This window comes from Halobacillus aidingensis, assembly GCF_900104185.1.
GTDB lineage: Bacteria > Bacillota > Bacilli > Bacillales > Halobacillaceae > Halobacillus > Halobacillus aidingensis.
Map to the genome: position 1 here is coordinate 154,667 of NZ_FNIZ01000002.1, position 17,634 is coordinate 172,300.

Annotated in this window: 20 protein-coding genes; 13 read left to right on the plus strand and 7 right to left on the minus strand. The window is 41.2% G+C overall.

Annotated elements, in window-relative coordinates; translation table 11 throughout:
• Nucleotides 1–119 precede the first annotated feature (119 nt).
• Nucleotides 120–428 carry an inner-membrane translocator gene (locus tag BLS23_RS02575; RefSeq protein WP_089650963.1) on the minus strand — a complete coding sequence of 103 codons (309 nt, stop codon included), beginning with the start codon at nt 426–428 and terminating at the stop codon, nt 120–122.
• A gap of 309 nt (nt 429–737) precedes the next feature.
• On the opposite strand from BLS23_RS02575, the gene BLS23_RS02580 reads away from it, so the two are divergent.
• A complete protein-coding gene (locus tag BLS23_RS02580; RefSeq protein WP_167355986.1) occupies nt 738–1,412 on the plus strand; it encodes a RibD family protein in 675 nt (224 codons plus the stop codon).
• A 238-nt stretch (nt 1,413–1,650) separates the two neighbouring features.
• On the opposite strand, the gene BLS23_RS02585 is transcribed toward BLS23_RS02580, so the two are convergent.
• Nucleotides 1,651–1,977 carry a branched-chain amino acid transporter permease gene (locus tag BLS23_RS02585; protein ID WP_089650965.1) on the minus strand — a complete coding sequence of 109 codons (327 nt, stop codon included), beginning with the start codon at nt 1,975–1,977 and terminating at the stop codon, nt 1,651–1,653.
• Complete coding sequence (locus BLS23_RS02590) at nt 1,974–2,687, minus strand: AzlC family ABC transporter permease (protein ID WP_089650966.1); 714 nt, start codon at nt 2,685–2,687, stop codon at nt 1,974–1,976. The genes BLS23_RS02585 and BLS23_RS02590 overlap by 4 nt, the downstream gene beginning before the upstream one ends.
• Nucleotides 2,688–2,895: 208 nt before the next feature.
• Here BLS23_RS02590 and BLS23_RS02595 point away from each other — a divergent pair, with 208 nt between their 5' ends.
• A complete protein-coding gene (locus BLS23_RS02595) occupies nt 2,896–4,296 on the plus strand; it encodes an aminotransferase-like domain-containing protein (RefSeq protein WP_089650967.1) in 1,401 nt (466 codons plus the stop codon).
• Nucleotides 4,297–4,632: 336 nt separating this feature from the next.
• Here BLS23_RS02595 and BLS23_RS02605 read toward each other — a convergent pair whose 3' ends face one another.
• A complete protein-coding gene (locus BLS23_RS02605; protein ID WP_244157041.1) occupies nt 4,633–5,079 on the minus strand; it encodes a hypothetical protein in 447 nt (148 codons plus the stop codon).
• A 183-nt stretch (nt 5,080–5,262) separates the two neighbouring features.
• Here BLS23_RS02605 and BLS23_RS02610 point away from each other — a divergent pair, with 183 nt between their 5' ends.
• The 6 genes from BLS23_RS02610 to BLS23_RS02635 all read left to right on the plus strand — a co-directional run bounded on the left by BLS23_RS02610 (nt 5,263) and on the right by BLS23_RS02635 (nt 9,166).
• On the plus strand, nt 5,263–5,520 hold the full coding sequence (locus tag BLS23_RS02610) for a hypothetical protein (protein WP_089650969.1): 258 nt from the start codon (nt 5,263–5,265) through the stop codon (nt 5,518–5,520).
• Nucleotides 5,521–5,726: 206 nt separating this feature from the next.
• Nucleotides 5,727–5,906 (plus strand): hypothetical protein, encoded by a 180-nt coding sequence (locus tag BLS23_RS02615; protein ID WP_089650970.1) that lies wholly within the window; start codon nt 5,727–5,729, stop codon nt 5,904–5,906.
• Nucleotides 5,907–6,075: 169 nt separating this feature from the next.
• The gene (locus tag BLS23_RS02620) at nt 6,076–6,261 is read left to right on the plus strand and encodes a hypothetical protein (protein WP_089650971.1); all 186 of its coding nucleotides are present in this window, start codon (nt 6,076–6,078) and stop codon (nt 6,259–6,261) included.
• A 274-nt stretch (nt 6,262–6,535) separates the two neighbouring features.
• The gene (locus BLS23_RS02625; protein ID WP_089650972.1) at nt 6,536–7,540 is read left to right on the plus strand and encodes a DUF3231 family protein; all 1,005 of its coding nucleotides are present in this window, start codon (nt 6,536–6,538) and stop codon (nt 7,538–7,540) included.
• A 43-nt stretch (nt 7,541–7,583) separates the two neighbouring features.
• Nucleotides 7,584–8,075 (plus strand): hypothetical protein, encoded by a 492-nt coding sequence (locus BLS23_RS02630; protein WP_089650973.1) that lies wholly within the window; start codon nt 7,584–7,586, stop codon nt 8,073–8,075.
• Between the two features lie 206 nt (nt 8,076–8,281).
• On the plus strand, nt 8,282–9,166 hold the full coding sequence (locus BLS23_RS02635; RefSeq protein WP_089650974.1) for an NAD(P)-dependent oxidoreductase: 885 nt from the start codon (nt 8,282–8,284) through the stop codon (nt 9,164–9,166).
• 25 nt (nt 9,167–9,191) lie between these two features.
• Here BLS23_RS02635 and BLS23_RS02640 read toward each other — a convergent pair whose 3' ends face one another.
• Nucleotides 9,192–9,785: a TetR/AcrR family transcriptional regulator gene (locus tag BLS23_RS02640; protein ID WP_089650975.1), complete on the minus strand. Its 594-nt coding sequence runs from the start codon at nt 9,783–9,785 to the stop codon at nt 9,192–9,194.
• 166 nt (nt 9,786–9,951) lie between these two features.
• Between BLS23_RS02640 and BLS23_RS02645 the strand changes: the two genes are divergently transcribed.
• The 5 genes from BLS23_RS02645 (at nt 9,952) to BLS23_RS02665 (ending at nt 16,177) form a co-directional block, all read left to right on the plus strand.
• Nucleotides 9,952–10,947, plus strand: coding sequence for an NADPH:quinone oxidoreductase family protein (locus BLS23_RS02645; protein WP_089650976.1), 996 nt, complete (start codon nt 9,952–9,954; stop codon nt 10,945–10,947).
• Nucleotides 10,948–11,134: 187 nt separating this feature from the next.
• Nucleotides 11,135–11,518 (plus strand): nuclear transport factor 2 family protein, encoded by a 384-nt coding sequence (locus tag BLS23_RS02650; protein WP_089650977.1) that lies wholly within the window; start codon nt 11,135–11,137, stop codon nt 11,516–11,518.
• 70 nt (nt 11,519–11,588) lie between these two features.
• Complete coding sequence (locus BLS23_RS02655; RefSeq protein WP_089650978.1) at nt 11,589–12,749, plus strand: winged helix-turn-helix domain-containing protein; 1,161 nt, start codon at nt 11,589–11,591, stop codon at nt 12,747–12,749.
• A gap of 56 nt (nt 12,750–12,805) precedes the next feature.
• On the plus strand, nt 12,806–14,080 hold the full coding sequence (locus tag BLS23_RS02660) for an MFS transporter (RefSeq protein ID WP_167355987.1): 1,275 nt from the start codon (nt 12,806–12,808) through the stop codon (nt 14,078–14,080).
• Nucleotides 14,081–14,245: 165 nt separating this feature from the next.
• The gene (locus BLS23_RS02665) at nt 14,246–16,177 is read left to right on the plus strand and encodes a fructose-1,6-bisphosphatase (RefSeq protein WP_089650980.1); all 1,932 of its coding nucleotides are present in this window, start codon (nt 14,246–14,248) and stop codon (nt 16,175–16,177) included.
• Between the two features lie 115 nt (nt 16,178–16,292).
• On the opposite strand, the gene BLS23_RS21970 is transcribed toward BLS23_RS02665, so the two are convergent.
• Both BLS23_RS21970 and BLS23_RS02675 read right to left on the minus strand, forming a co-directional pair.
• The gene (locus tag BLS23_RS21970; protein ID WP_089650981.1) at nt 16,293–16,475 is read right to left on the minus strand and encodes a YjcZ family sporulation protein; all 183 of its coding nucleotides are present in this window, start codon (nt 16,473–16,475) and stop codon (nt 16,293–16,295) included.
• Between the two features lie 117 nt (nt 16,476–16,592).
• Nucleotides 16,593–17,429: a protein-glutamine gamma-glutamyltransferase gene (locus BLS23_RS02675; protein WP_089650982.1), complete on the minus strand. Its 837-nt coding sequence runs from the start codon at nt 17,427–17,429 to the stop codon at nt 16,593–16,595.
• Between the last annotated feature and the right edge of the window lie 205 nt (nt 17,430–17,634).

Here is a 17,634-nt window from a genome sequence, read left to right on the forward strand (position 1 = left end):
TTTTGCATAATATAAACAAAAAACTAGAAGTCATTTTGTATGGGTAATATCATCACTAAACATAAACATAGCCAAAAAACCGACGATCTCATTAAGAGATGGTCGGTTTTTGGGTAATCTTATGCTTGAGTATTCTTTTTAGTCAATCGTTTTCCGATGGTTACGGCAAGCCCTGCGAGGAAAAGAAGTAATCCATTGCCTACGATAACAAGACCTACGAATGCTCCATACATCGCTCCTCCTGCGCCACTCGACGGTACCAGAATGGCACCTGTTAAAAAGCCCAGTATAACACCCGCAATTGCCAGTAGAAGACCGGAACCCCATAAATGTAAACGTCCATTTCTATACCACTTAATGGTGTAAACGTTTACCAGGATTAAAAAAATAAAAAGAAGTATCGTAAGAGCTCCATCCAAATCCTTCATGCAGTCCCTCCTAAAATAAATTCTTATGTTTAATATATGGCATATTGGAATATTTTACAAAAAATATTTGTTCTGCCCTAAATGATCAGATACGCATGCCGCATAAGAATATTCTTCAGATTATCTTGATTTAATATGTCTTAATGAAACGGGGGGCGATTGATAAATTTGTATGTTCGGCATTTAACTAAATTCCGCATTTACCTAACGAGCTTTATATCGTAGGAAAATGAAAATCGTAAAAAACACTGACATTATTTTTTGGAATACATTACCATTATAAGTACAACGGTAAAGGAGTGACTGGTATTGAAAAAACCCGAAGTAGTCTTAAATGTCTTTTCTTCGATCGATGGGAAAATTACAACTGCTCCGAAAAGAGATGTAGCGGAATGGACAGCAGCAGGTATTGATGGAGAAGCCCACGAAGTAACGCATCAACTATACGACGAGTTAGACTGTGATGGTTTAGTTTCAGGTAGCGAAAGTTTAATCGTATGGGGCGCGAATGGGGTAGAGCTGGACAGGCCCATTTATGAGCCGAAAAAATCAAAAGCTTATATTGTATTTGATGGGCGAGGGCGCATAGATTGGTATCAAACGGAGGGGTTATTAGTAGTTACTAGGGAAGATGTTTCGAAAAAGTATATTCAACAATTAGAAGAGAAGGGTATTACCTATATATCAGCAGGCACCGGTGCTCACATAGATTTACCTCTAGCTCTACATAAATTATATGAGTTAGGATACAGAAGATTGGGGCTTAGTGGTGGCGGAGTAATAAATGGAGCGTTCTTAAGGCAAGGTCTAATAGATGAAATAAGTTTAGTTATTGCCCCTTTAGCGATAGGAGGTACGACTACTCCCTCAATCTTCGACTCAGAGGATTTGAAAGAATTAAATGATGTGACCAGGATCGAACTAAAAAATATGAAAACTGTTGGTAATGGATCAATTTGGCTTCACTATAAAGTAATGAAATAAAAAATGAGAAGGCTTATCGATTATACAAGAAACTGGGATATTCAAATACGAGAATCTCGATGGAGAAAACCTTATAAGTAAATGGTTAAATCCGAGAGACGTATGACTAAATATTCCAGATATATTGAAATCAATTCTTCAAGTGTAGGGGACGAACCCTTAATAAAAAGGTTCGCCTCCTTTAAATATTATTGGGGCAGATAGTTAAGGATTTTTTTCTTTAATGATACTAGTCCTTTTAAAAAAACAATTGTATGAATACCATATAGGAAATGGTGCCGACGGCAATGGATAGAAGCATATTTTTTCTCCAGAAATGAATCATGGCTATAATGGCTATAGAAATGATTTCTGGAATGCCACGGGTCCCTGAATAAAATGTTACATCCCTTAAGCAATAAATGACTAAAAAACCAAAAACGGCAGAGGGTAAAACTTTACCAAGATACTGGACATAGTCAGGAGTAGGTCTACTTGATGAAAAAATAATAAAAGGAAGGAATCTTGTAAACATGGTTACTAAAACAATAACTCCTAAAGTCATGATTTCTTGTGTCATCGTCATTGTTCAAGTACCTCCCTTTTCTCTGGACTTTTTTTCATAAGTATAAGCGTACTTAAGATAACTACCAATGAAGGCAAAATGAAATGATCTGGTCCTAATAACACTAGACATAAGAGGGAGCCCCCTATTCCTACAATCGAACTTTGGTGATTTTCCTCTTGTAACCACTGATCTAAAAATATAACGGTAAACAATGCCGTCATGACAAACTCCAGACCTTCTGTATTAAACGTAATATATGCCCCAAATAAACCACCGATTGTTGCTCCTAATACCCAATAAATATGATTGAGGAGAGTCACAAAAAACATAAACCATCCTTTATCAATGTGTTTAGGTATCCTGGCTGTACTGTTAATGGCAAACGATTCATCGCACATCCCAAATATCAAGTAATATTTCTTAGCACCGGTAGCGTTATACTTATCTAAAAGAGACACCCCGTAAAACAAATGCCGGGAGTTTAATATAAGAGTTAAAAAAGCTGCATTTATTGGATTAAATGCGACAAGCAACAAATGCCCGGCTACAAATTCCATAGATCCTGCAAAGATTAGTAAGCTCATTAATGTTGCGTATAATGGGTGAAACCCTAATGATTGCATGAATATTCCATAGGCAGCTCCTACAAACATAAAGCCTGTCAATATAGGGATTGTCTTTGGAAAAGCTGCTTTAAATGCCAAATACAACAGTTCTTTCCTTTTCATTTTTTCACTTCCTTAGCTTAGCTTTATATAATTTATATCACGGTAAGTATTTGCAACAAACACTATAATTGTATGGATTACAATAAAATCTTTTTGAAAGAAGTAATCGATTGGTTAAGAACTTGTGGTTATACTGAGGAAATAGTAAGATATTCAATAACAAAAACATACAATTAAATTAATTGTATGTAGAGCGAGGTTATTTGTTATGCCTATTAATTCATTCGATCAATATCCGATGTCCTGGAAACCGGAAAAGTCCTCCTTGAAACGACCCATTTACCTTTCATTAGCTGATTTGTTAGAGAAAGACATCGTTCGTGGACATCTAACTCCTGGTACTAAACTTCCGCCTCAGCGTGAACTTGCAGATTTTCTGGATATCAATTTCACTACTATTACGCGTGCGTATAAACTGTGTGAAAAGAAGGGGTTAATTTTTGCGATCACAGGAAAGGGTACTTTTATCTCTCCAAATGCTGCGAGGACTATAACCATTTCCAAAGAGGCCGGTTATTCAGATATCGACCTTGCTTTTGGTGCTACATTTGAACAAACAAACTTCATGGTTGTAGATACCATACAAGAGGTTGCATCAAAAAAAAGTGTGGAAGAGCTGCTCAATTATGATCACCCAGCTGGGTTGCCTCACCATAAAACGGCTGCAATAAAGTGGCTGAAACCATTAAATATTGAGGCAAGTACAAATCAATTGGCGATCGTATCCGGGGCACAGAGTGCGTTAGCGATATCTCTATCCAGCCTTTTTGAGCCGGGAAATCGGATCGTAACTGACTTTTTCACTTATGCAAATTTCATTCAATTGGCCCAGATGTATCACATTCAACTGATCCCTATACAGGCAGATGCAGATGGGATGTCAGCCGGTGACCTCGATAAAATATGTTCTAAAACAAATATTCATGGGGTTTTTCTAATGCCGTCTGGTTGTAATCCAACAGCACATATGATTTCTGATCATAGGAAAAAGGAACTCGCGGAGGTCATTAAAAAGCACCGGCTCATTCTCATAGAGGACGAGATTAACGCATTATTCATTGCGGAGGAACTGGATGATTACAAGCAACCCATGTTTAATCTATTGCCTGAGCAAACCGTTTATATTAACAGTACATCGAAGACCATCTGCTCCGGGTTGAGGGTAGCCCACATAATCTTTGGGGAAAGTCTGTCTAAAAAAATAGTGGAGGGCATTTATAATATTAATACAAAACCCTCTTCTCTTGATATAGAGGTTGTTTCACAACTGATTCTTACAGGGAAAGCTCATTCTATTTTCAAACAAAAAAAGTCGTTACTAAAAGAAGCGAATGAAATATATAACTCCTATTTTCCTATAAGTAATGAATACGAAAACCCGTTAAGTTATTTTCGTTGGCTGCCAATTCATAGTAAAGCACCCGGCCTTCAAGTGGAGGAGGAAATAAAAAAGAAGCAAGTTTATGTTTTTCATTCGGATCGGTTTATCAGTGGTGGACAAACTTCCGATAAGAAGTACCTGAGAATTTCTATGGCTGCCACAAATTCCTTTGAAGAATTGAAGGAGGGTTTAGACAGACTTAAAATCCATCTTGGCCATCTGGATTAGTTTATTTACTTTATACTTTCTAAGTAGGGGCGAAAATATTGGTATTTTAAAAATTATCTCGAAGATATAGTGAAAGAGGAGAAGGCTATGATCTTCACGGCTCATTCAGAAAACGAAGCAATTAAGGAATATCATAATAACGACCAACCTAACCTTGCCTATTCCACAACACTTAATAATAAATGGTTATGGAGTAAGGCAGGAGGGTACCCGTTCGATAAATGGAGTGCAAACCTTGTTGGAGAACCCTATTTATGGTGTGGAACTAAACAGAAGCTCAGGAAGGATATCTCAACCTTCTGAGCTTCTGCTTTATTTCATATTTGTTTGGAATAGTTATTTTTCTGTTCGTAGTGCCTGCAAAAGAATCTGTTTATGCTGAGGGGCCAATTCTTTTAATTGGTCCACTGTACAACACCCTGTAAAGTATTGAATCACAAGACCATCAACGAAAGCGATCAGTATAGAAGCGCCTTGCCCGTCTTGAATAACTGGGTATTCTTTGTCAGAGTCAAGCTCTTCCAATTTATCCTGCACATGATCGACCATTTCATTGAAAGCACCACTAAATGTCGTTTCATAGATTTCACCTTGGGTGTAACGGCTCATCACAGCTTTGATTGTTTCTATATTTTGATCATTATAATCCCAGGAATCGTACAAAAATTGTTCAACGAATGCATCTACACTCTTGGCCTCATTACCTCTGACTGCTTTTACATAATCATCCTCAAGCCCTTTCAATAATTCGTCCATATTTCTATGTGAAATTCGATGTTCCATTTGATGCATCCTCCTCATGTGGTTTTACTATTCCTTTCCTACCCCTCACAATCCTCTATTATTCATATTTTCTAAAACTCTTGCTTTTTATTTCGGTATGATTAATGATCCCCTCCAATGTTAACGCTGTGCTATTTACATTGGCAGATGATGGTATAATGACAAAAAAGAGGGGGTGCACGGATGAGTGAAGAGAAAAAAGTAACTTTTATGCTGCCTGATCAACAAAAACAGGCATCAGCCGCAGATACTACAAGCGAAAAGTATTTAGAATTTCTACCGGATGAACTGACGGAATTGGTCAATTCTTTTAATGGCTTTGAGCTTGATACGATTGAATTACACGTGACAGGGGCCCTTGATTCTGGAGGAGCGACCAAGCTGTTTGTAGATTTTTCAGGAGAAGCAGGCATGAAGTTTACGTTGAAGAAAAAGGACTAGAAAAAAGAATAAAGGAGAAAGTGGGGGCGTCTATTCCTTTATTTAAACGGGATTATTTATGAGGATCTCTGCCTATCTCTACCTACCTTTGCCTATGTGGTAACGAGCATGGGTCAGGCTGATCGATTTCTTTACTCTTATTCATATAGTTAAGATGAAGATTGACGGTACCAAATGATACGCCAGTTTCCAAAGGAGAAATAGAGATGGTTAAGGTGTTCAGTTATGTTAGGTTCTTCTTATTTATGAGTGTTGGACTTTCATTATGGCAGTTATGGTTCTCATCATTTAACCCTGTAGAGACCGTTGCTTTCTCTTTTTTTATGACTTTTTTCAAATGGTTGTACGAGGTGACTTGGGAAAGAAAAACAGATGGTGCTGATTAATCTTGAAATGAAAGCTTTAGCTGAAGAGAGCGATTCTTCCATCAGGGGTGAATCGCCCTTTTTATTTGCTTGGGAAAGTTTGTGAGGTCATTTTTGAGGTAATAGAAGCTCTAAGCGGCCAGGGTATGTTTTCTATCCATAAGGGCTTGATAAAAGGGAGTGTTCTTTGGTGAAATGGAAGTTCATTTTCTATCCGATCATTGCTGGATTACTAGGCGTGATGTTTACGTATATGTTGGACGGATTTACAGTCGATTGGCCGTCTTTTATCGGAATTTTTATAGGAGTTTCAATAAGTCAGTTCATTTTTATGTTTTGGCGTAAAGACGATAACAGTTATTCAGATAGGAAGTAGCTTTATTTTTAATGTTCTTATTACATAAATAGTAGGTATCAAAGTACTATGATAAGGAGACAAACCCATATAATGCATTTATTCTGCCTGAAGGAAATGCTGCTCATATTTGCATTCCCTCGTGTTATACATGTGATTGATCGTCTCGTTTGAGTGTTTTTTATCTAACCAATTTCTTAACGTTTGTAGGTAAACGTTAGAAACTTAATGTCACTTGAACAATTATCTATATAGAACCTTATCACTTTGGGCAAAATGAGAAAGAGGTGATGATATGGATAAAGATGAATTAAAACTCACATCTGCTGAAATAGGAACATTGTGGGGACAGTACGTAAATGGAACGGCCATTGATATTGTCAATAAATATATGCTGTCCACCATAGAAGATGAGGAGATTAAAGTAATCTTTGAAGATGCAATAAAAATTTCAGAAAATCAAAAGCAGCAAATAGCACGGTTTATTGACAACGAAGGATTCCCAATTCCCGTTGGATTTTCAGAATCCGACCTTAATGAAGGCACCAATCGATTGTTTTCTGACATCTTCTGTTTACACTATTTGCATATTATGACGTTGCACGGTTTAATCGGGCATACGACATCACTTAGTTCTTCTGTTAGAAAGGATCTCAGACACTTCTATGAATCATGCAGTAATGATGCTATAACCATGTATCAGCGAACGACTGAATTACTATTGGAGAAGGGGCATTTTCAGAGGGACCCTTACTTTTACCCTGATGAAAAACCTGAATTTGTTTCAGGTCAATCTTTTATTAATGGATTTTCAAGTGATAAACGCCCTTTAGCTGCAACAGAAATCGTTGCTCTATCCCTTAATATAAAGAAAAAAATATTGGAAAAGTCACTTTCTATAGGATTTAGCCAAGTTGCCCAATCAAAAGAGGTTAGAAAATTTTTAGAGAGTATGCAAAATGCATCCAACAAGCAAATTCAATCATTAGGTAATATCTTAAAAGGAGATAACTTACCTGTTCCAATGTCATGGGAGTCAGAGGTTACTTCTTCACAGGATTCGCCCTTTTCAGACAAGTTAATGTTGTACCACATGGGTTTCTTATTACAATCTGCCCAATCCTACCATGGTTCAGGTCTGGCATCAGCAATGCGAGTCGATCTCGTAACGACTTATGAAAAAATCATATTAAAAAATATAATGATTACAAAAGAGTGGTTTAATTTAATGACCAAAAATAATTGGTTGGAACAGCCACCACTTGCCCCGAATAGAAAGGAAATAGCAAAAGATAAGTAAATAGAGCTGCTGATAGAAAAGGCTTAGCAAATTAGGTGAATTTATGGGAATTGGTTATTCTGAAAAAAGTAAGAAATTAGAAGTTTTATTATGGAGTATTGCTTTGCCGGGCTTTGGGCAATTGTTAAATGGAAAATATGTAAAAGGAATATTCCTAGTTATCTTAGAAATCCTGGTTAATATAATGGGAAACTTTAATAAAATCATTATTTTAAGTTTTAATTTTAAGATCGAAGAAGCAATCGCTGAAACCAATTATTTGTGGCTCATGTTTTATCCGTGTTTATATTTCTTTTCTATTTGGGATGCATATAAGGATGCGGGTGGGGGAATGGACAAACCCTTTGCTTATCTGCCTCTTGTATTCTCGGCCTATTTTGTAACAACAGGTCTAATATTTTCATCCGAATTCACATTCTTTGGATACTTATTTGGCCCGATATGGCTGCCTATATTATTTTTGCCGATTGGCTTAGGGATAGGGGTGGTCATAAGGCGGGTATTGTTAAAAATATATTCAAAGGAAACCATCTAAACATTCACTCTCATGATGGGAAAATTACAGTTTCGAATCTGTGACAAAAGAGAGGTAAGCGGAAGTAGAGAAATCAACGCCTGCTTAAAAAAAGATCAGTCTTATAGGGACAACTATTTCTCCTTAAGAATCGTGGGTTTCACTTCTATATAGAGTACTGAAGTTGCTATACTTGAGACAACTCTATTTATGAAGGGAAGAGGCAGATGACGAAACAAACCATTGGGTTCATCGGCGCAGGTGTGATGGGGAAAAGCATGGCACGCAACTTGATGAAGGCTGGATATGAGCTGAACGTATTTACGCGTACGAAAGAAAAAGCGAACGACCTTTTAGCCGAAGGGGCGAACTGGAAGGAAAGTGTGGCCGGTTTATCGGTGCATTCCGATATCATCATTACGATTGTCGGATATCCAAGCGATGTGAAAGAAGTATATTTCGGTGGCGATGGGATTTTAGAAAATGCCAAGCCAGGTTCCTATGTCATCGATATGACGACGTCTTCACCTGACTTGGCACAGGAGATCGCCGAAAAAGCCGAAGCGGCGGATATTTATGCGTATGATGCTCCTGTATCCGGTGGGGACGTTGGAGCAAGAAGTGGGAAGCTCACCATCATGGTCGGCGGCAATGAGGAGCCGTTTGACGATATCCTTCCTGTTTTCCAAGCGATGGGTGAGAACATCGTCCTCCAGGGCGAAGCGGGAGCCGGTCAGCATACGAAAATGAGTAACCAAATCACGATTGCATCCGGCATGATGGGCGTTTGTGAGGCTATTACATATGCCGGAAAAGCCGGTCTCCATCCCAAAAAAGTGTTAAGCAGTATTGAATTCGGTGCCGCTGGCAGCTGGTCCCTGTCTAATCTTGGACCTCGAATGATTGACGGGAACTTTGATCCAGGGTTTTATGTGAAGCATTTTATAAAAGATATGAAGATCGCCATTGATTCAGCGGAGAACATGCAGATCCCGGTTCCTGGATTGAAACTTGCCAAACAGTTATATGAGGAATTGAGTGAAGCTGGTGGAGATAATGATGGGACGCAGGCGTTGTATAAGTACTATCAAATGATGACACCTGTCTCATAGAAAAAAGCGACCGGTCGCGGTCGCTTTATTTTTTGTATTGAAGGATTTTTAGTATGGACTCGAAACAGGTGGTCCGGTAATAGTCGTGCAGTTGAGCATCGTCTCTCATCAACCATTGAATCAAGCTCCCATCAATCATACAGCGGATGCTGATGGCCGCTTGTTCCACATCACCGACTTCAAAGATCTCTTCTTCCAGCCCTTGATGGATGATTTCTCTGCCGATGGACCAACAGTTTTCGTAGAATTTTTGGTTGATCTCTTTATACGAATCGTTATTTTTTACTTGGGATAAAAAATCCAGGTACACACGATAGAAGTTTTTATTTTCTTCTGGACTGATGAACACACGGTTTATATAGGCTTCAAGCTTCCCGATGGCTGTCTCCTGCTCACTGATGGATGCGGCTTCTTTTTCATAAATGCGTGTCGTAATCCATTCAAACAATTGCGTGAAGACATCGGATTTATTTTTGAAATAATAGTTGGTGACCCCTTTGCTGACATCCGCATAATCGGCGATGTCCTGTAATGTGACGGATTCATAGCCTTTTTCAGTTGCGGCTTGGAAGGCGGCTTTCAATATCTGCTTACGTCTCTGTTCTGCTTTTTTTGCCATATTCAATACAACCTCCATAGGATATTCCTTTCCATTATACAAGAAACGGGAGAAGTACACGAATGTATTATACTGACCGGTCAAAATAAATTGACCGGTCAGTATAAAATGATTTATGATAGATTCATAAGCTATTAAATGACTATTCGAAAGGGGAAATGTACCTATGACCAAAGAATTCAAAGCTCTAGTGGTGAATAAGACGGACGAAGATTTTTCTGTGAATGTAGAATCGTTATCTTTCAATGATCTGCCAGAAGGGGATGTGACAATTCGTGTCCACTATTCCAGCGTCAACTATAAAGATGGATTAGCAAGTATTCCGAACGGAAAAATTGTTCAATCGTATCCTTTTGTACCTGGCATCGACCTTGCCGGTACTGTCGTTTCATCGGATGATGATCGCTACCAGGAAGGGGACGAAGTGGTTGTCACAAGCTATGAACTGGGTGTGTCTCATTATGGTGGATACAGCGAATACGCTCGAGTGCCAGGGGATTGGGTCGTACCATTGCCGGAGAATATGTCCTTGAAGGAAGCGATGGCGTTTGGCACGGCAGGATTCACGGCAGCGCTCTCTGTCCACCGCCTCGAAGAAAGCGGCGTCACACCGGAAGACGGAACGATTCTTGTAACTGGAGCTACAGGTGGTGTCGGCAGTATGGCTGTTTCAATGCTTGCAAAACGTGGGTACCATGTGACAGCTAGTACAGGAAAAGAGTCGGAACACGAATATTTGAAAACGTTAGGTTCAGAAGAAATCATATCCCGGGAAGAAGTGACACCAGAGAAGATCCGCCCGATCGGTAAGCAGAAGTGGGCAGGTGTGGTCGATCCTGTGGGAGGAAAAACATTGGCATCTGTCCTGAGCAATACGAAATATGGCGGGGCCGTTGCTGTCAGTGGATTAACGGCCGGGGTTGAAGTACCGACAACGGTCTTCCCTTTCATCCTTAGAGGTGTGAATCTGCTCGGTATTGATTCCGTTTATTGTCCTAAAGACTTGAGGGAGAAGTTATGGAAGCGGATGGCTGCGGATTTGAAGCCGGATGATTTAGGAGAAATCGAAAATGAAGTTACTCTAAAAGAGCTTCCTGATACCTTGTCAGATATTCTACAAGGAAAGGTGAGAGGAAGAACGGTTGTGAACATCCTTTCATAAATGGCCAGCAGGGAGGCGTCTCCTTTTAAGCTTAGAAAAACTAAAAGCATTCATCAAACCATGTGGAAAGCGTAACCTCTCAAAGGGTTACGCTTTTTTCATAAACCTTGAGTATTTTGAAAGCGTTTGAAATAATTGAAAGGTACATAACTAAATCGATGTAGTATGGATGAAAGGGTGTTTTTATATGAGTTCTGCGTCATTGTCCAACAAAGAACGAGCGGTTTCTTTTCTGAAGCAGGTGGCAGATGGAGAGGTAAGGGACGCCTATCAAACATATATCTCTTCTGGTTTTTCCCATCACAACCCTTACTTCCAGGGGGATAAAGGTTCACTGATGAGGGCAATGGAAGAGGACGCATCCAAGAACCCTCATAAAACGCTTGAGGTCCATCGTGCGATTGAAGAAAAAGATTTTGTTGTCGTCCATTCCCACATTAAACAAAACCAGGAAGACACGGGAGCAGCCGTAGTCCATATGATGCGCTTTGACAACGGGAAAATCATTGAGTTGTGGGATATCGGCCAGCCGATTCCAGAAGACACACCGAATGAAAATGGCGCTTTCTAAGTACGATTGTCGTTGGGATGAGAGAAAGGAATGTTCAAGAGACTGATCCGTATAAGTGAAGGTGAAAGGTATGGAGAAATTAAAGTGGATCGATCATGAGCTGAAAGTGAAATATGGCGCAGAAGAAGTTCTTTTGCTGCCAAAAGAATATCAGTTGCTGCAATATTTATGGGAGCGACCTTTTCAAGTGTTTTCCAGGGAGGATTTGCTTGATGCGGTATGGTCTATGGAAAATCCGACGGACCGGACCGTCGATGACCATATTTACCGGCTCCGGAAAAAGCTGAGGCCGTTAGCCTCTCTCTTAAGCATCTCCACGGTCAGGGGGAAGGGGTATTTGTTGAAAGTGGAGGAGCAAGTTCATCAAAGCCCCCTCGCCGAAGACCAGGATGTTGCCTCCAGTGCGAAAGTGCTTTTTCACAAATACCATCTCTACGGTCAGGGGAAAGCATTGAAGGTGCTTGAGGAAAACCAGGATATTTTCGGTTTTGAACTCGACGTCGAACACCAATGTTATCTTCACTTCATGAAGGGTGATTTTGAGTGGTTCCTGAAGGATGAACGTTCGTTTTGGGATACCTGTTACTATTTGATGCATATCTATTCCTACATTCAACCAGATAAAGAGAAAAGCCTGCATTATTTCACTAAAGCGTTGGCTGAAGAGAAGCTGCCGGGTGCCCATAGGACAGAAATAAGATTGTTGAACCGATTGAGTCTCTTGATCTTCACTAAGAGGCTTTCTGAAGCAGAAAACCAGCTCAGCGCTTCGAAGAAAGAAATCGATGATCGAGGGTTGCACAACTTGTATCCTTTGACTCTATTAACAGAACTCTACCTTGTATTCTTGCAAAACGATAAGCCGGCTATAGAGAAAAAGATGAAGGAAGTGGGAGAGACACTTGAGAAGTACCCTTTCTCTCGGGAGCAAGCGACTTTTTTGATTATGCAGGGCATCCACTGCTTTTGGAATCATGAAGAAGACAAAGCGGATCGTTTCTTTCAAGAGGGATTTAAGCTTTTTAAGGAAGCCAAATATATTCCAGGACTTATGATCAGTCTGAACGTCATCCTCTTTTTCATCCAGGAATTCCGATCAGAGAGTGATTTATTCTCTACATACAAGGAGATGTGGCGGGACCTCGCTTTTGAATACCGATTTTCTGAGTTGAAGAGCCAGATCGAATACCAACTGGATGTTCATTTGAACAGGAAAAATAGCAGCCTCTGATACTCCTCTGATATTTCTCCGTTATGCTTTTTAAAAGAGAACGGGGAGGTATTAAAATGAAACATTCACTTTGGGGAAACAGGAATTTTGTTACGTTCTTTTCAGCCAATGCGCTGTCCAATTTAGGGAATTGGTTTGACTTTGTGGCTGTGTTGATTTTATTTCGGTATACGTGGCAGGCGGATCCTTTACTGATTGCGTTGATCCCTGTCATGTATGCGATTCCCAGCATATTGCTTGGCCAGTTTGCTGGTGTTTTTGCGGATCGTAAGGATAAGCTGAAAATCCTCGTTTATTCCGATTGGATCCGAGGTGTCCTGACGCTGGTGCTCGTTTTCACTCCTTTCCCATTTCTTGCACTGGCATTAATTTTTTTGAGGAATACGGCGGGGGCGATCAGTCTACCTGCCCAGCAGGGACTGGTGAGGAGGATTGTGGAGGAAGAGGACATCATGAAGGCGGTAACGATGAACGGCAGCTTGTTTCAACTCGTGAAAGTGGTGGGGCCTTTGATCGGAGGGTCCCTGACCGCTGCTTTCTCCCCCTCTTTTTCAATAGCGATCAATAGTGCTTCTTTTCTTCTTTCCGGAGTAATTCTTCTGTTCATTCGTCCGAAGGAGCAGGAGGCGAATGAGCAGAAAGAAAAGCAAGGGGAGGATGTTGGATTTTGGACATCGTGGAAGGAAGGCTGGAGCTTCGTACTGAAAAGCCGGATTCTGACGGCCAGCCTCTTATACGGTATCGTCACCACTTTGACCATCCAGATGATTGATGCGCAGTTCGTCACCTTATTCAGCGAGGTCTTTCCTGAAAGAGCGGAGCTTACCGGCTGGGTCATTTCCGCAATCGGGATCGGTTCGCTCCTCGTTGTGCTTGCCCTGAACAAATTGGATGGTATCAAAAAATACGGATGGTTTTTCGGCACAGCGAGCCTGCTCATTGGTGTCATGACCGGCGGGTTCGGTTTTCTGAATGCCTCGACCTTCCTCTTTGTAGTCATCGGGCTTGCTCTGTTAGGAGGCATCGGAAATGGCCTCGCCTTTACTGCCGTCAATTATTTGATTCAAAAAGAGCCTCCAAAAGAAGCCATTGGGAGGGTATCCGGCATTGTCGATTCCACCTTGAGTCTGTTGTTTATCATCGGTCCGCTTCTTGGTGGTCTATTCATTCATCAGTTCGGTGTAGCGGCGGCTTTTAAAATCATCGGCTTCAGCTTAGTAGGTGTCGGTTCCGTAGGGGTTGTCTTCCAGAACCTTATTTGGAGACGGTCGATCCCCCATGCGAATGAGCCTGTAAAGAGTAGAGAGGTGCAAGTGAATTCCAATGCTTAAATTCTTGTAGAGGGACTTCCAAAAGGGAAATCCCTCTTTTTTTATCAAAGAGTGTTGTTTTAGAAAGAATCCTTTGAAATAATTAAATGGAATAGCAGGGCTTGTCAGAGAGTTCGTCTTTAAAAAAATGATCTCATGGTGAATTTTGAAAGGGGATACATAACCTTGAATACAAAATACTTAGACTTACTTGCTCAAAAATACGATAGCGAAGAAAAAGTCGTCACTGAAATTATCAATCTGAAAGCGATCCTTAACCTGCCAAAAGGAACCGAGCATTTCGTCAGTGACCTTCATGGGGAATATCAAGCATTTCAACATGTGTTGAGAAATGGCTCAGGGAGAGTCAAAGAGAAAATCAGGGATCTTTTTGAAGATGAATTGACGGAGAAGGAATTGGATGAATTCGCGACACTTGTGTTTTATCCGGAAGAAAAAATCAAGCTGATCAAGAACGGTTTTGACAATAATGAAGAGCTGGAAAAGTGGTACACGCACACGATCGACCGGATGATCAAGCTCATTTCCTATGCTTCCTCCAAGTACACGCGTTCCAAGTTACGTAAAGCCCTGCCGACTCAGTTCGTTTATATCATAGAAGAACTTCTCTATAAAACGGATGACATCACAAATAAAGAATCGTACTATAAAAAAATCGTCCAGCAGGTTATTTCTCTTGGACAGGCGGACAAGCTCATCAGCGGTCTTGCTTACGCTACACAAAAACTGGTCGTGGACCACCTTCACGTCGTCGGGGATATTTACGACCGGGGACCGGAGCCGGATAAAATCATGGAAACACTCATCCATTATCCATCGGTCGATATCCAGTGGGGCAACCATGATGTCTTATGGATCGGTGCTTTTGCCGGATCGAAGGTGTGTCTTGCCAATATCCTGCGCATTTGCGCCCGCTACAACAATTTGGAAATTATTGAAGATGCGTATGGCATCAATTTAAGGCCGCTGCTCAATCTTGCTGAGAAATATTATGGCGATCATGCTGCCTTCAGACCTAAGATTCATACTGATGACGAACCGTCGGAACATGAGCAGCTGCAGATTACGAAAATGCATCAGGCGATCGCGATGATTCAGTTCAAACTCGAGAGTTCGATCATTAAGAGGCGGCCGTATTTCCATATGTCTGAGCGTTTGCTGCTTGAAAAAGTGGATTATGACCGTGAGGAAATCACGCTTCACGGGAAAACGTATCCTCTTGAAAATCCGTGCTTTGCAACGATCGATCCCGAAGACCCGAATCGTCTCCTGGAGGAAGAGGAGAAGGTGATCGAGAAGCTGCTCTTTTCCATCCAGCATTCGGAGAAGCTTGCAAGACATATGAAATTCCTTATGAAAAAGGGCAGCCTTTATTTGAAATACAACGGCAACTTGTTGATTCACGGGTGTATCCCGGTTGATGAAGAAGGAAATATGGAGAAAATGACGATTGAAGACAAGTCCTATGCCGGGCGTGAGCTGCTCGATATTTTTGAGCACTATCTACGTCATTCGTTTGCGAATCCAAAAGAAACCGATGACTTGGCGACAGATATGGTTTGGTATTTATGGACAGGTCAATTTTCTTCCCTGTTCGGGAAAAGGGAAATGACGACGTTCGAGCGCTACTTCATCTCTGATAAAACCACACACAAAGAGAGAAAAAACCCATACTATTATTTGCGGGAAGATGAAGAAGTCTGCCGTAAAATTCTTGCTGAATTCGACTTGAATCCAGACCAGGGCCATATCATCAATGGACATACGCCTGTGAAAGAAATCGAGGGAGAAAACCCGATCAAAGCAGGCGGAAAGATGGTCGTCATCGATGGAGGGTTTTCGAAAGCCTATCAATCGACGACAGGCATTGCTGGGTACACCTTATTGTATAACTCTTTCGGCATGCAGCTTGTCGCCCATAAGCGCTTCAACTCGAAGGAAGAAGTCCTGCGGGATGGAACGGATGTTTTGTCTGTGAAGCGGTTGGTAGATAAGGAGCTTGAGAGGAAGAAGGTTTTAGAGACGAATGTAGGGGAAGAACTGCTGCAGGAAATTTATATTTTGAACAGCTTGATGGAATACAAGTATATGAAATAAGGCGATGTAAAAAGGACGATGGCTCTTCAGGAGCCATCGTCCTTTTTTAGTTTTTCATCTTTGTCAGGCGGCCGTCCATGAGAAGTTTCATATGATGGACGGAATCAGCGATGGTTTACCACTTAATGCTGCAGCCGACAATGATCAATAGAATGAACAATACCACAATCAAAACAAAATTGTTTCGACGTGGACGACAGTGATACATAGGAGCGGACGGCATGTGAGGCATATTCGCACCCATATATGGCGCGTTTACATTTGCACCCATCGTGTACGGAGCATTAACATTTTCCATGTGAAAACATCCCTTTCGTTTTGTTTCTTTGTCACTATATTGTACTCGCCTAACAGAAAGTTGAGCCCGTCAACCTTAAAAATGGGTGCATGTCACGAGTACACAAAACAGGGATTTTCAATACTTAGGCTTATAGATCAGCTCATATAGGTAATGCCTGAACGATACTGATGTCTTGTTGTGGTGGACGATGAATGGCCTCGTTTTCTGAATCGTACGTCCGGCAGAGAATCTGGCTAATGGTCGGAAAGACGGGCGTGTGATCAAGCTCGTCAAATAAGCCGATTGCTGACTGTTTTCCTTCCTTTTCGTATTCAGGCCCTCGATCATTTTTGCTTCTGTCCGGATACTGAATCCATGACCGAAAAACTCATCATTTCCCATCGCGATTGCGTTGACTCCCCGAAACCATGGAGTGGCCGGGTTCACATCAGGGTTGTTGAAATACACAACATCTCCCGGTATATAATGATTCACAAAATTTGAATACAACCCTAGATCATCATCGGTGTGCCAGCTGTATAAGTAGAGGTTTGGAAAGAGTGTGCTGAAGGAAGAATCGCCCATCGTTTTCAGGAGGCCGTGATAAAAGTTGATCACACAAGCGGTCGCACATTCGAATTTATACTGATCACTATTTTTGAAAATATCCTGGATCGCAGCAGCAGGGGAGGCCTGCCGTCGCAATAAAAAACCACCGGCTCTGGTCAGCTGCCAATAGTCAGGATTGCAGCGCGCTGTACGAAAAGTAGCAAAGGTTGACTCTCCATCGTTCATTTCTTTAGCACTAAGGATGATATTTTTTCTGCTTCTGACCTCAAATAGAAGCTCCTTTTCCGAAGAAAAAGAGTAGATGTTCGGAGTCTTTTGTAAAGCCTTTATGATTGTCGTCTCGATTTGATCTGGCTTCCACGAATCACTAGGTTGATACGGCATCCCGGATACCTGGATCATACGGATCCTCCTTTGCGAAGTGAAACATTTGTCCTTGTACCTATCCTATTCATGAGTGGAGGGGATGATGTGTAGAGGCTTTTCTCTAGTCTTTCATGGAATTAGTCTTTATAGGGGGGAGTCGCGCACAGGAAGAGTGAGACGCGCGCAGGAAGAGTGAGACGCGCGCAGGAAGAGTGAGACGCGCGCAGGAAGAGTGAGACGC

Coding starts and splice junctions, on each gene's coding strand:
- BLS23_RS02640 (WP_089650975.1), bottom strand. CDS start 9,785: ATGGCAAAAAAAGCAGAACAGAGACGTAAGCAGATATTGAAAGCCGCC.
- BLS23_RS02655 (WP_089650978.1), top strand. CDS start 11,589: ATGGAGAAATTAAAGTGGATCGATCATGAGCTGAAAGTGAAATATGGC.
- BLS23_RS02590 (WP_089650966.1), bottom strand. CDS start 2,687: ATGAAAAGGAAAGAACTGTTGTATTTGGCATTTAAAGCAGCTTTTCCA.
- BLS23_RS02625 (WP_089650972.1), top strand. CDS start 6,536: ATGGATAAAGATGAATTAAAACTCACATCTGCTGAAATAGGAACATTG.
- BLS23_RS02610 (WP_089650969.1), top strand. CDS start 5,263: ATGAGTGAAGAGAAAAAAGTAACTTTTATGCTGCCTGATCAACAAAAA.
- BLS23_RS02660 (WP_167355987.1), top strand. CDS start 12,806: ATGAAACATTCACTTTGGGGAAACAGGAATTTTGTTACGTTCTTTTCA.
- BLS23_RS02575 (WP_089650963.1), bottom strand. CDS start 428: ATGAAGGATTTGGATGGAGCTCTTACGATACTTCTTTTTATTTTTTTA.
- BLS23_RS02650 (WP_089650977.1), top strand. CDS start 11,135: ATGAGTTCTGCGTCATTGTCCAACAAAGAACGAGCGGTTTCTTTTCTG.
- BLS23_RS02615 (WP_089650970.1), top strand. CDS start 5,727: ATGGTTAAGGTGTTCAGTTATGTTAGGTTCTTCTTATTTATGAGTGTT.
- BLS23_RS02605 (WP_244157041.1), bottom strand. CDS start 5,079: ATGGAACATCGAATTTCACATAGAAATATGGACGAATTATTGAAAGGG.
- BLS23_RS02585 (WP_089650965.1), bottom strand. CDS start 1,977: ATGACGATGACACAAGAAATCATGACTTTAGGAGTTATTGTTTTAGTA.
- BLS23_RS02635 (WP_089650974.1), top strand. CDS start 8,282: ATGACGAAACAAACCATTGGGTTCATCGGCGCAGGTGTGATGGGGAAA.
- BLS23_RS02675 (WP_089650982.1), bottom strand. CDS start 17,429: ATGATCCAGGTATCCGGGATGCCGTATCAACCTAGTGATTCGTGGAAG.
- BLS23_RS02595 (WP_089650967.1), top strand. CDS start 2,896: ATGCCTATTAATTCATTCGATCAATATCCGATGTCCTGGAAACCGGAA.
- BLS23_RS02645 (WP_089650976.1), top strand. CDS start 9,952: ATGACCAAAGAATTCAAAGCTCTAGTGGTGAATAAGACGGACGAAGAT.
- BLS23_RS02630 (WP_089650973.1), top strand. CDS start 7,584: ATGGGAATTGGTTATTCTGAAAAAAGTAAGAAATTAGAAGTTTTATTA.
- BLS23_RS21970 (WP_089650981.1), bottom strand. CDS start 16,475: ATGGAAAATGTTAATGCTCCGTACACGATGGGTGCAAATGTAAACGCG.